The 12428-nt window shown below is 67.5% G+C and carries 12 protein-coding genes and 1 riboswitch; of the genes, 6 read left to right on the top strand and 6 right to left on the bottom strand.

Annotated features, from left to right (window positions below; translation table 11 throughout):
* Positions 1–63: 63 nt before the first annotated feature.
* The 4 genes from mmsB to ACTWLI_RS01955 form a co-directional block, all read right to left on the bottom strand.
* Positions 64–1332: a multiple monosaccharide ABC transporter permease gene (gene mmsB / locus ACTWLI_RS01970; RefSeq protein WP_445155038.1), complete on the bottom strand. Its 1269-nt coding sequence runs from the start codon at positions 1330–1332 to the stop codon at positions 64–66.
* 44 nt (positions 1333–1376) lie between these two features.
* The gene (mmsA, locus tag ACTWLI_RS01965; protein ID WP_445155037.1) at positions 1377–2933 is read right to left on the bottom strand and encodes a multiple monosaccharide ABC transporter ATP-binding protein; all 1557 of its coding nucleotides are present in this window, start codon (positions 2931–2933) and stop codon (positions 1377–1379) included.
* Between the two features lie 130 nt (positions 2934–3063).
* A complete protein-coding gene (locus ACTWLI_RS01960; protein ID WP_056740077.1) occupies positions 3064–4254 on the bottom strand; it encodes an ROK family transcriptional regulator in 1191 nt (396 codons plus the stop codon).
* 72 nt (positions 4255–4326) lie between these two features.
* On the bottom strand, positions 4327–4845 hold the full coding sequence (locus tag ACTWLI_RS01955) for a gamma carbonic anhydrase family protein (RefSeq protein WP_445155036.1): 519 nt from the start codon (positions 4843–4845) through the stop codon (positions 4327–4329).
* 54 nt (positions 4846–4899) lie between these two features.
* On the opposite strand from ACTWLI_RS01955, the gene ACTWLI_RS01950 reads away from it, so the two are divergent.
* Complete coding sequence (locus ACTWLI_RS01950) at positions 4900–5439, top strand: DUF2231 domain-containing protein (RefSeq protein ID WP_445155035.1); 540 nt, start codon at positions 4900–4902, stop codon at positions 5437–5439.
* 272 nt (positions 5440–5711) lie between these two features.
* Here ACTWLI_RS01950 and ACTWLI_RS01945 read toward each other — a convergent pair whose 3' ends face one another.
* Together ACTWLI_RS01945 and purU are read right to left on the bottom strand one after the other, a co-directional pair.
* Positions 5712–6110, bottom strand: a complete 399-nt coding sequence (locus ACTWLI_RS01945; protein ID WP_445155034.1) for a class I SAM-dependent methyltransferase — start codon at positions 6108–6110, stop codon at positions 5712–5714.
* A 53-nt stretch (positions 6111–6163) separates the two neighbouring features.
* Entirely contained in the window at positions 6164–7024 is an 861-nt protein-coding gene (gene purU / locus ACTWLI_RS01940; RefSeq protein ID WP_445155033.1) for a formyltetrahydrofolate deformylase, read from the bottom strand.
* Between the two features lie 32 nt (positions 7025–7056).
* Positions 7057–7142: riboswitch (ZMP/ZTP riboswitch) on the top strand.
* 170 nt (positions 7143–7312) lie between these two features.
* Here purU and glyA point away from each other — a divergent pair.
* The 5 genes from glyA to ACTWLI_RS01915 all read left to right on the top strand — a co-directional run bounded on the left by glyA (position 7313) and on the right by ACTWLI_RS01915 (position 12416).
* Positions 7313–8614 (top strand): serine hydroxymethyltransferase, encoded by a 1302-nt coding sequence (glyA, locus tag ACTWLI_RS01935; RefSeq protein ID WP_445155032.1) that lies wholly within the window; start codon positions 7313–7315, stop codon positions 8612–8614.
* 4 nt (positions 8615–8618) lie between these two features.
* Positions 8619–9539: a bifunctional methylenetetrahydrofolate dehydrogenase/methenyltetrahydrofolate cyclohydrolase gene (locus ACTWLI_RS01930; protein ID WP_445155031.1), complete on the top strand. Its 921-nt coding sequence runs from the start codon at positions 8619–8621 to the stop codon at positions 9537–9539.
* A 204-nt stretch (positions 9540–9743) separates the two neighbouring features.
* Positions 9744–10694, top strand: a complete 951-nt coding sequence (locus tag ACTWLI_RS01925) for an ABC transporter ATP-binding protein (RefSeq protein ID WP_445155030.1) — start codon at positions 9744–9746, stop codon at positions 10692–10694.
* A gap of 10 nt (positions 10695–10704) precedes the next feature.
* Entirely contained in the window at positions 10705–11559 is an 855-nt protein-coding gene (locus ACTWLI_RS01920) for an ABC transporter permease (RefSeq protein ID WP_445155029.1), read from the top strand.
* Complete coding sequence (locus ACTWLI_RS01915; RefSeq protein WP_445155028.1) at positions 11556–12416, top strand: ABC transporter permease; 861 nt, start codon at positions 11556–11558, stop codon at positions 12414–12416. The genes ACTWLI_RS01920 and ACTWLI_RS01915 overlap by 4 nt, the downstream gene beginning before the upstream one ends.
* Positions 12417–12428: the final 12 nt, after the last annotated feature.

Genomic DNA, 12428 nt, shown 5'->3' with positions numbered 1-12428 from the left:
ATAGATGGTGTTCGGAGAAAGATGGAGTGGGGAGCCTCAGGGGACCCTGGCACCGCGGAGCGGTCAGGACTCCTTGGCAATGACCTCTTTGGTCGCCGTCGTCTCGTCGGGCTTGTTTTCGCTGCTGCGGCCGAAGTTCTTCATCATCATGCCGATGATCGACCGCTTGCCCTGGGACTTGTTGTAGACGTCGAAGGCGACGGCGATCAGGAGCACCAGGCCCTTGATGATCTGGGTCAGGTCGGCGCCGACGCCGAGCAGCTGCAGGCCGTTGTTGAGCACGGCCATCACGAGGCCGCCGACGATCGAGCCGATCACGGTTCCGACGCCGCCGGTCACCGCGGCGCCGCCGATGAAGACCGCCGCGATCGCGTCCAGTTCCCAGCCGACGCCGTCGAACGGGCCCGAAGCAGTGGAACGGCCGACGAAGATCATGCCGGCCAGACCGGCCAGGATCGACATGTTCATCATCACCAGGAAGTTGACCTTCTTGGACTGCACGCCGGAGAGCTCGGCCGCGTGGCGGTTGCCGCCGACGGCGTAGACGTGGCGGCCGATGATGGTCTTGGAGGAGATGAAGCCGTAGACCAGGACCAGGACGGCCAGGATCAGGCCCGGGATCGGGAACGAGGTGCCGGGGCGGCCGGTGGCGAACAGGTATGTGGCGTAGAGGATGGCGCCGCAGATCAGGACCAGCTTGGTGGCAGTCACCCAGGTCTCGGGAACCTCGGCGCCCAGTTCCTTGGCCTTGCGGCGGGAACGGAGCTCGCCGACGATCACGAAGGCCACCCCGGCCAGGCCGAGCAGCAGGGTCAGGTTGTTGTAGCCGGTGACGGGGCCGAACTCCGGCAGGTAGCCGGATCCGATGTACTGGAAGTCGGCGGGGACCGGAATGGTGTTCGACTTGCCGACGAACTGGTTGAAGCCGCGGAAGAGGAGCATGCCGGCGAGAGTCACGATGAAGGCCGGGATCCCGACATAGGCGGTCCAGAAGCCCTGCCAGGCGCCGATGACGGCGCCGAGCAGCAGGCCGAACAGGATGCCGAGATACCAGGGAATGCCCCAGTCCTGAATCATCAGCGCGACGCTGACGCCCACGAACGCCGCCACGGAGCCGACGGAGAGGTCGATGTGGCCGGCGATAATGACCAGCACCATGCCGATCGCGAGGATCAGGATGTAAGAGTTGCCGTTGAAGAGGTTGATCACGTTGCCCGGGGTGAGGGTGTTACCCCCTGTGGCGATCTGGAAGAAGATAATCAGTGCAACCAGGGCGAAGATCATGCCGAATTGGCGGGTATTGCCGCCAAAGAGCTTCTTGAGCGCGTTCATTGTGTCAGTCCTTGTTGTCCGGAATGTTCTGGATGGCCCGGCCGTCAGGCCGTCTTGCGGGCGGAAGTCATGAGCTTCATCAGGCTCTCCTGGCTGGCTTCCTCTTTGTTCAGCACGCCCGTGATGGCGCCCTCGAAGATGGTGTAGATGCGGTCGGACAGGCCCAGCAGTTCGGGCAGCTCGGAGGAAATCACGATCACGCCCTTGCCCTGGTTGGCCAGCTGCTGGATGATGCCGTAGATCTCGTACTTGGCGCCAACGTCGATCCCGCGGGTGGGCTCATCCAGGATCAACAGGTCCGGGTCGGTGAACATCCACTTCGCCAGCACCACCTTCTGCTGGTTGCCGCCGGAGAGCTTGGCGACGCCCTCTTCCACGGACGGGGTCTTGGTGCGCAGCGACTTCCGGTACTGCTCGGCGACCGTGAACTCCTTGTCGGCGTCGACGACGTTGCGCTTGCTGATCTTCTTCAGCGCCGCCGAGACCGTGGTGGCCTTGATGTCGTCCAGCAGGTTCAGGCCCAGGGACTTGCGGTCCTCGGTGACGTAGCCCAGGCCGGCGTCGATGGCCTGCTTGACCGTCTTCAGCTGCAGCGGCTTGCCGTCCTTGTAGACCTCACCGGAGATGAAGCGGCCGTAGGAGCGGCCGAAGAGGGAACGGGCGAGTTCGGTGCGGCCGGCGCCCATCAGCCCGGCGAAGCCGACGATTTCGCCGCGGCGGACGAAGAAGCTGGAGTTCTTGCAGACCAGGCGGTCCTGGATCTGCGGGTGGCCCACGGTCCAGTTCTTGACCTCGAAGAACGTCTCGCCGATATTCGGCTCGTGGTCCGGGAACCGGGATTCGAGCGTGCGGCCGACCATGCCCTTGATGATGCGGTCCTCGTCGACGCCGTCGGCCTTGACGTCGAGCGTCTCGATCGACTTGCCGTCGCGGATGATGGTGATCGAGTCGGCGATCTGTTCGATCTCGTTGAGCTTGTGCGAAATGATGATCGAGGTGATGCCGCGGCCCTTCAGGCCCAGGATCAGGTCCAGCAGGTGCTGGGAATCGGATTCGTTCAGGGCGGCGGTCGGCTCGTCCAGGATGAGCAGCTTGACCTTTTTGTTCAGCGCCTTGGCGATCTCGACCAGCTGCTGCTTGCCGACGCCGATCTCCTTGACCGGGGTGTCGGGATCCTCGCGGAGGCCCACGCGGGCCAGCAGTTCGGTGGAGCGGATGCGGGCCTCGGCCCAGTCGATCACGCCGCGCTTGGTCGGTTCGTTGCCCAGGAAGATGTTCTCCATGATGGACAGTTCCGGGATCAGCGCCAGTTCCTGGTGGATGATCACGATGCCGGCGTGCTCGCTGGCCCGGATGTCCTTGAACTGCTGGACTTCGCTCTGGTAGACGATGTCGCCGGTGTAGCTCCCGTAGGGGTACACGCCCGAGAGGACCTTCATGAGGGTGGATTTCCCTGCGCCGTTTTCACCGCAGATGGCGTGGATCTCGCCGGCCTTCACCCGCAGGTTCACCTCGGACAATGCTTTAACGCCGGGGAACTCTTTGGTGATGGAGCGCATCTCGAGAATTATCGGATCGCTGTGCGTGTTGAGGGACGTCATCTGCCCTTACGCCTCCAATGCATGACTTCGTTGTCCGCCCCTGCAAACCGCAGGGCCGTCTGATGGAAAAGTAAACTGGATCACGCCATTGTCGTCAAGTCTTTAACGCAACGGCCTGGTAACGGCTGGCTTAGTTGCGCCGGATTCCGGCGTGCTGGAAGACCAGGGCGGTGGCGCCGAGCGCCTCGGCCCGGTCGCCCAGCGAGGACATGGTCAGGGTGGTGGTTTCGCCGATGACGGGCACGGCGTGGCGGACCAGGCCGCGCCGGATGGGATCCAGCAGCAGCTCGCCAAGGCCGGCCAGCGGGCCGCCGACGACGATCACCTCGGGATTGATCAGGTTCGCGACATTGCCCAGCGCGCGGCCCGCGGCGAGCCCGGCGTCGTCAATCACCCGCAGGGTCGCGGAGTCCCGGGCCAGGGCCTTGCGGACGATGTCCTCGGGGGTCAGCGGCCGGTCGTCGCCACGGCTGAGGAGCTCGATCATGGTGGTGGTGGAGGCGATGGTTTCCAGGCAACCGCGGTTGCCGCAGCGGCAGACCAGGCCGTGTTCGTGGATGGTCGCGTGGCCGATTTCGCCGGTGATGCCGACGTTGCCGTAGTAAGGCATGCCGTTGAGGATCAGCCCGGCGCCGATGCCCGAGCCGATCTTCAGGAACAGCAGGTTGCTGATACCGGTGTGCGGGCCCCAGGTCACCTCGGACAGGGCGCCGAGGTTGGCGTCGTTGTCGACCCAGACCGGCAGATCGAGGGCTTCCTCGAGGCGCTGGAGGATGTTGATGCCCACCCATTCGGGCAGGATTGCGCCCTGCGCCACGGTGCCCGTGCGGCGGTCAATCGGCCCCGGGATCCCGACGCCGGCGCCGACCAAAGCGCTGCGTTCGACGCCGCTGTCGGCCAGCAGCCGGTCCAGCACGCCGACGGCGGCCGTGATGCCTTCCTCGGCGTGGTGGCCGAGGGGCAAGAGAACGGATTCCTCCGCGACCACGTGGTAGCTGAGCGAGGCGAGAACCACCCTGAGGTGGCGGCGGCCGAAGTCGATGCCGACGGCGACGGCGCCGTTGCTGTTGAGCCGGACGTTGAGGGCGCGCCGGCCGGAGCTGGTGGTCGGTTCGGTGGAGGCCAGCCCGGCGTCCTGCATGATCCTGACGATGTTCGAGACCGTCGCGGTCGAGAGCCCGGTCTGCCGGGCCAGTTCCGCCTGGGTGGACGGGCCGGCCAGCAGGCATTCGATGATGCGTTGCTGGTTCAGGTGCCGGAGGGCGGATTGCGATCCGGGGTTTTTGGTGCGGCTCCTCGTTGAGCGCGTTGGTGAGGGCATGCAATGAAGCGTGCCCCATCAACGCCTTGTAGTCAAGAAGTTAACGCAACCACTCCTCCGTGCCGTCGGGGGTCAGCCGTGCAGTTCGCGATGGGCGCGGGCCAGCTCCCGGTAGTGGGCGGCGTTGTGCTTGACGCTCTCGAACTCCTCGTCGCTGAGTTCACGGCGGACCTTGGCCGGAACCCCGGCCACCAGCGAGCGGGGCGGGACCACGGTGCCCTCGAGGACGACGGCGCCCGCGGCCACGAGGGAGCCGCTGCCGATCACCGCGCCGTTGAGGATGGTGGCGCTCATGCCGATCAGGCAGTCGTCCTCGACGGTGCAGCCGTGGACGACGGCACTGTGCCCGACGCTGACCCGTGCGCCAACGGTGCAAGGAAAATCCGGGTCGGCGTGCAGCACCACGTTGTCCTGCAGGTTGGTGCCGGCGCCCACGCTGATGGCCGCGGTATCGGCCCGGACGGAGACGCCGTAGAAGGCACTGGAATCTTCCGCAAGCGTGGCCTTCCCGATGATCGAGGCCGTGGGAGCGACGAAAGCGGTTTCGTGGACGGCCGGGCTGTCGCCGGCGAAAGCGTAAACGGGAGTCATGGAACCAGCCTAGGACACCTGCCCCTTGCGGGGCCCGGGACGCTGAGTAGGATCATGGCCAGTCCCACGCACATCCCGGAGGCGGCCGATATGTTCCTGGATCTGATGAAACGGCTGGAACACGCGGAGGCGCTTGACCCCGCCGCCCGCGCCGCGGCGCCCCTGGCGGAACGGCTGGTCTCCCGGCCCGGGCCGCGGCGCTTCTTCCACGGCGATGCCACGGGCATCCCGCCGCACGTAATCCTCACCGATGTGCCGTTCGGGGCATGGTTCATGGCGATCTTCCTGGACTTCTTTCCGGATGAAGGCAGTCGGGTCGCCGCCCGTCGGCTGGTGGGTCTGGGCCTGCTCGCGGCGGCGCCCACCGGGCTCAGCGGCTGGGCGGAGTGGGCCCGGGCCGACAGCGCCACCCGCCGCGTCGGCGTCGTGCACGCCTCCGCCAACCTCGCCGCGACGCTGGTCTTCCTGGCCTCGTGGCGCGCCCGGCGCAACGAACGCCACCGGTTGGGCGCACGCCTGGCGCGGGCCGGCGCAGTGCTGCTGATCGTGGGCGGATTCCTCGGCGGCTACATGCGCTCCTCCCGCCGCCCCTGAATCCAACCCTCCCTGAGATCCGGTAACAAAAGACCGGACCCTCCCTCACGCCCGGCGCCTAAAAACCAGACGCTCCCTCAGATCCGGCGCCTAAAAACCGGATCCTTCCTCAGACCCGGCAGCTAAAAACCAGACGCTCCCTCAGATCCCGCACAGATGCGGCGTCTCTCCCGCCGGATGTGAGGGAGCGTTGGGTGGGCGGACGCCGGATGTGAGGGAGCGTCCGGGAGATTGGCCCCGGATGTGAGGGAGCGTCGGGAGGGGGTGGGGGACTAGCCGGGGGAGCGGAGGACCGTGTAGCCGGGCCCGGGCTCGGGGAGGACGACGGCGATCGGGGCGCCGAGGGCGGCCACGCGCTTGAGTTCACGGACGACGCCGTCGGCCGCCCGGGGGTCGAGCCCCGCCAGCGCATCCACCGCCCAGACGGCGGCGAACGCGCCATCGGCAAAGGGCAGCGGCGCCCCCGTGGCCACTGACGCGGACAGGCCCCGGGCCCTGGCGACGTGGATGTTCTCCTCCGACGGGTCGACCCCGGTGAAGTGGATGCCGGCCCGGACGAAGGCCAGCCCGTCCTCGCCGGTGCCGCAGTCCAGGCCCAGCACCCCGTGCCGGCCCTCGGCCTTGAGCAGGGCGAGGAAGCCGTCCAGTTGCTCCGTCCGCGTGGTTGCCATGGCACCAGTTAAGGACCGGAGGATGCCGAAGACAAGCCCCGGCCGGCAGGGCCCTAGCTGAAGACGACCGTCCGGTTCCCGTCCAGCAGCACCCGGTGCTCGGCGTGCCACTGCACGGCCTGGGACAGCGTGCGGCCCTCGACGTCGCGGCCCATCTGGACGAACTGTTCGGCGGTGCGCCGGTGGTCCACCCGGATGACTTCCTGCTCGATGATCGGGCCCTCGTCCAAGGCCGCGGTGACGTAGTGCGCGGTGGCGCCGATGAGCTTCACGCCGCGGGCGTGCGCCTGGTGGTACGGCTTGGCGCCCTTGAAGGAGGGCAGGAAGGAGTGGTGGATGTTGATCGCCTTGCCGGCCAGGTCCGAGCACAGCTCGTCGGAAAGGATCTGCATGTAGCGGGCCAGCACGGTCAGCTCGATGTCATGTTCGGCCATGAGGCTGCGCAGCGCGTCTTCGGCCCCGGCTTTGGTGTCCTTCGTGACCGGAATGTGGTGGAAGGGGATGCCGTAGAACTCGGCCAGCCCGGCGAGGTCGCGGTGGTTGGAGACAATGGCCGGAATTTCGATCGGCAGGGTGCCGGAGCGCTGCAGGAACAGCAGGTCATTGAGGCAGTGCGCGGAGGTGCTCGCCATCAGCAGGGTGCGGACCTTCCGCCCCGCCGGGTTGAGGCTCCACTGCATGCCGAAGGCCTGGGCCACCGGCTCCAGCGCCGCCTGCAGTTCCGCCGCCGGAGCCGCCGTCGTGGCCTCGACCCGCATGAAGAAGGTCCCCGTCCCCTGGCTGCCGTACTGCTGGGAATCCGTAATGTTGCAGCCGGCCACCAGGAGGGCGCCGGCCACGGCGTGCACGATTCCGGGCCGGTCCGGGCAGGAAAGAGTGAGGATATAGGAGGCAGTCAGCTGGTCGTCAGTCACGAAAGAACAGCCTACCCGCGGCTGGGATAGGCTTGATCTGTCGCAACTGGCGTTGGGTGGCTAACCACCAGGGAGCGGCACGCACGCAGACCACGGATCGTACGCCTGGGCCGAGGGTCACGTTTTCCGGTCGGCAGCCCCCGCTGCCGCCCCGCCGTCGGACCCCTCTCGGGTGCCGCGCCGCGGTACGGATCCCCGCTTCGGGGTGCCGTAATTTAGCGGCGCCGCGGCGGGCCAGCCGGTAACCTGACCTTAAAGCAGTGACCGTTGCCAAGCCAGGAGTTCTTCGTGACTACTTCCCTTCGCCTTTCCTCAGCAGCCGTAAGCAACCAGCCGCTCGCTGAACTCGATCCCGAAATCGCCGCCGTCCTGGACCAGGAGCTCGGCCGCCAGCGCGGCACCCTGGAAATGATCGCCTCCGAGAACTTCGCGCCGCGCGCCGTGATGGAAGCCCAGGGCTCGGTCCTGACCAACAAGTACGCCGAGGGCTACCCGGGACGCCGCTACTACGGCGGCTGCGAGTACGTCGACGTCGCCGAGCAGCTCGCGATCGACCGGGTCAAGGCCCTCTTCGGCGCCGAGTTCGCCAACGTCCAGCCGCACTCCGGTGCCCAGGCCAACGCCGCCGCACTTTCGGCGATGATCACCCCGGGGGACAAGATCCTGGGCCTCTCGCTCGCCCACGGCGGCCACCTCACCCACGGCATGAAGCTGAACTTCTCCGGCAAGCTCTACGACGTCGCCGCCTACCAGGTCGAGGAAGACAACTTCCGGATCGACATGGACAAGCTGCGCGAACAGGCGCTCGCCGAGAATCCGCAGGTCATCATCGCCGGCTGGTCCGCCTACCCCCGCCACCTGGACTTCGCCGCCTTCCGCGCGATCGCCGACGAGGTCGGCGCGCTGCTCTGGACCGACATGGCGCACTTCGCCGGCCTCGTCGCCGCCGGACTGCACCCCAGCCCGGTGCCGCACTCCGACGTCGTCACCTCCACCGTGCACAAGACCCTCGCCGGACCCCGCTCCGGCGTGATCCTGGCCAAGCAGGACTGGGCCAAGAAGATCAACTCAAACGTCTTCCCCGGCCAGCAGGGCGGCCCGCTGATGCACGTCATCGCCGCGAAGGCCGTCGCGTTCAAGATCGCCGGCACCGAGGAATTTAAGGAGCGCCAGGAGCGCGTCCTGGAAGGCGCCCGGATCATCGCCGACCGGCTGAACCAGTCGGACCTCTCCGACGCCGGCGTCTCCGTCCTGACCGGCGGCACCGATGTGCACCTGGTCCTGGTGGACCTGCGCAACTCCCAGCTGGACGGCCAGCAGGCCGAAGACCTGCTCCACTCGGTCGGCATCACGGTCAACCGCAACGCCGTCCCGTTCGACCCGCGCCCGCCGATGGTCACCTCCGGCCTGCGGATCGGCACCCCGGCCCTGGCGACCCGCGGCTTCGGCGCCGAGGAGTTCACCGAGGTCGCGGAGATCATCGCCACCGCGCTGAAGCAGGGCAACGCCGCCGACGTCGAGGCGCTGCAGGCCCGCGTCGACAGGCTCGCCGCGGACTTCCCCCTGTACCCGCAGCACGAGCAGTGGTGATCCGATGACCGCCACCGACTCGACCGAAACCCACACCGCCCGGATCCTCGACGGTAAAGCCACGGCCGCCACCATCAAGGCCGAACTGACCGAACGCGTCGCCGCGCTCAAGGCCCGCGGCGTCGTCCCGGGCCTGGGAACCATCCTCGTCGGTTCCGACCCGGGCAGCACCTGGTACGTCGGCGGCAAGCACAAGGACTGCGCCGAGGTCGGCATCACCTCGATCCGCCGCGACCTGCCGGAAGAGACCACCCAGGAGGAGCTGCTGGCCGTGGTCCGGGAGCTGAACGAGAACCCGGAGTGCACCGGCTATATTGTCCAGCTGCCGCTGCCGGCGCACATCGACCAGGACGTCATCCTGGAAGCGATGGACCCGGAGAAGGACGCCGACGGCCTGCACCCGATGAACCTCGGCCGGCTGGTGGCCAACGTGGCCGGCCCGATGAAGTCCCCGCTGCCCTGCACGCCCAAGGGCTGCGTGGAACTGCTGACCCGGCACGGGATCGATCTCAAGGGCAAGCGCGTCCTGGTGGTCGGCCGCGGCGTCACCATCGGCCGCCCGGTCGGCCTGCTGCTGACCCGCAAGGACGTCAACGCGACCGTGATCCTGGCGCACACCGGCACCGTGGACCTGCCCGCCGAGCTCCGGCAGGCCGACGTCGTGATCGCCGCGGCCGGCCAGCCGCACATGATCAAGGCCGCGGACCTCAAGCCGGGGGCCGTCGTGCTCGACGTCGGCGTCAGCCGCGTCGACGACGGCTCGGGCAAGGCCGTGGTCACCGGCGACGTCGAACCCGCCGCGGCCGACGTCGCCTCCTGGCTCTCGCCGAACCCCGGGGGAGTGGGCCCGATGACCCGCGCCATGCTGTTGGCGAACGTGGTGGAAACCGCCGAGCGCCAGCTCGAGAACGCGCACCGCGCCTAGTCCGCACCCCCTCGGGGCGCCCCTCCTTCGGGAGCGGGCGCCCCGGGTGGTTAACCGGCCAGCCAGGGCCCTGAGACCCCGGCCCGCCCGCCGGGAGGACGGATTGGCAAATGACTGGAATTTTTTACGAAAAGACTCTTTCATAGTTTGCCGGGATCGAGTACCGTGTTCCGGGTGTCTGAACTTGTCGCGAAAGAATCTCCTGTGAGCAGCCCTGCCGGAACCGGCGAACCGCAGTACGTCATCACCGCCGAAAACCTGACCAAAAGCTACGGCGAGGTCACCGCCGTCGACGGTATTTCCTTCCGCGTGCCCGCCGGCGAGGCCTTCGGCCTGCTGGGCCCGAACGGCGCCGGAAAATCCACCACCATGAAGATGATCGGCGGGGTCTCCCAGCGCACCTCCGGCAGCCTGAGCATCATGGGGCTGGACCCGGAACAGCACGGCCCCGAGGTCCGCGCCCACCTGGGCGTCGTCCCTCAGCAGGACAACCTGGACGAAGAGCTCAAGGTCCGCGACAACCTGCTGGTCTACGGCCGCTACTTCGGCCTGCCGATGAGCTACCTCAAGCCCAAGGCCGACGAGCTGCTGGAGTTCGCGCAGCTGACCGACAAGGCCAAGTCCAAGGTGGACGCGCTTTCTGGCGGCATGAAGCGCCGCCTGACGATCGCCCGCTCGCTGATCAACGAACCGCGGATCCTGCTGCTGGACGAACCCACCACCGGCCTGGACCCGCAGGCCCGGCACATCCTCTGGGACCGGCTCTTCCGGCTCAAGGAACAGGGCGTGACCCTGATCCTCACTACCCACTACATGGACGAGGCCGAGCAGCTTTGCGACCGGCTGATCGTGGTGGACAAGGGCAAGATCATGGCCGAGGGATCCCCGGCGAGCCTGATCCGCGACTACTCCACCCGCGAGGTCCTGGAGCTGCGCTTCGGGTCCGAGCGCAACGCCACCGTCGGCGCCGAACTCGAGGGCATCGGTGAACGGATGGAGACGCTCCCGGACCGGGTCCTCATCTACGCCCACGACGGTGAAGCCGCCCTGGAGCAGGTTTCAGCCCGCGGGCTGCACCCGCTCACCTCGCTGGTCCGCCGCTCCTCGCTGGAGGACGTCTTCCTGCGCCTGACCGGTAGGAGTCTCGTTGATTAAGGAAGCAGCGTTGACTGAGGCAATACAGACGACGCCGGCAGCCGCCCTGCGCGCGCACTCGCCGGCCGTCTCGGCGGCCCGGGCGCGCCGCTGGGGCGCCTTCTACTACGCCGAGCAGGTCCTGCGGGTGATGAAAGGCTACGGCTGGACCATCGTCATGTACGGCGTTGGCCAGCCGGTCGCCTACCTCTTCGCGATGGGCGTCGGCCTCGCCACGCTGGTGGACACCGGCTCCACCGCGGCATTCGGCGGGGTCAGCTACTTGGCCTTCATCGCCCCCGCACTGCTGGTCTCTGCGGCCGTGATGACCGCCGCCAACGAGTTCACCTTCCCGGTGATGGACGGCTTCAAATGGCGCCGGGTCTACTACGGCCCGCACGCCTCGCCGCTGACCCCCGAGCAGATCGCCGCCGGGCAGATCATCGCCGTTACCGTCCGGTTCGTGCTGCAGTCCGCCATCTACTTCGGCGTCGTCGCGCTCTTCGGCGCCTCCCCGAGCGGCTGGGGCTGGGTCTCGATCCTGGTGGCCACGCTGGCCGGCCTGGCCTTCGGCCTGCCGCTGATGGCCTACGCCGCCACCGTCAAGGACGACAGGGGCCAGTTCGCCATGGTGATGCGCTTCATCGTCATGCCGCTGTTCCTGTTCTCCGGAACCTTCTTCCCGCTGGACACCCTGCCCCTGGCGGTCCGCTGGATCGGCTGGATCTCGCCGATCTGGCACGGGACGGAGCTGGGCCGGGTCTTCAGCTACGGCTACGAGGAAGCGCCGCTGCTCACCGTGGTCCACATCGTCTTCCTGCTTGGCCTCGCCGTCGCCGGCTGGGTCCTCACCCGGCGCCTGTTCGCCAAAAGGATGGCATCATGAGCGCCCTCGCCAGCCAGCACGACGGCGGCCTGAGCGGCGGCGGCCTGAGCGTCACCGACGCCGCCCGGAACCGCCGCTTCGGCCCGCTCTACTCGCGCAACGTGCGCGCCGTCGTCGCCCGCGGGCTGATGGCCACCAAGAGCAGCAACTGGATGGTCATGGTCTCCGGCTTCTTCGAACCCGTGCTGTACCTGATCTCGATGGGCGTGGGACTGGGCGCGATCGTCGGCGCCGTGCAGGGCCCCGGCGGGCAGGAGATCTCCTACGCGGCCTACATCGCCCCGGCGCTGCTCGCCGTCTCGGCGATGAACGGCGCAGTGTACGACTCCACCTGGAACGTCTTCTTCAAGATGAACTTCGCCAAGCTCTACCAGGGCATGCTCTACACCTCGCTGGGGCCGATCGACGTCGCGATGGGTGAAATCTTCCTCGCCCTGCTTCGGGGGCTCATGTACGCCACCGGGTTCACCGCCGTCATGGGCGTGATGGGCCTGATCACCACGCCGTGGGCCATCCTGATGATCCCGGCCTCTGTCCTGATCGCGTTCGGCTTCGCCAGCTTCGGCATGGGCATCACCAGCTTCATGAAAACCTTCCAGCAGATGGACTGGATCAACTTCGTGATGCTGCCAATGTTCCTCTTCAGCGCCACGTTCTACCCGCTGAGCGTCTACCCGCAGTGGATCCAGTGGCTGATCCAGGCGATGCCGCTCTGGCACGGGGTGGAACTGCTGCGCCAGATCAGCGTCGGGGTCTTCACCCCCGCCACCGCGGTGCACATCGGCTACTACCTGGTCATGATCGTGCTCGGCGTGGCCCTCACCACCGGCCGGCTGCGCCGCCTGTTCCTGAAGTAACGTCCCGGACCC

It is taken from the genome of Arthrobacter sp. Hor0625 (assembly GCF_052567525.1).
Note: the sequence above shows the minus strand (reverse complement) of the source record. Positions and strands in the feature narration are given on the sequence as shown.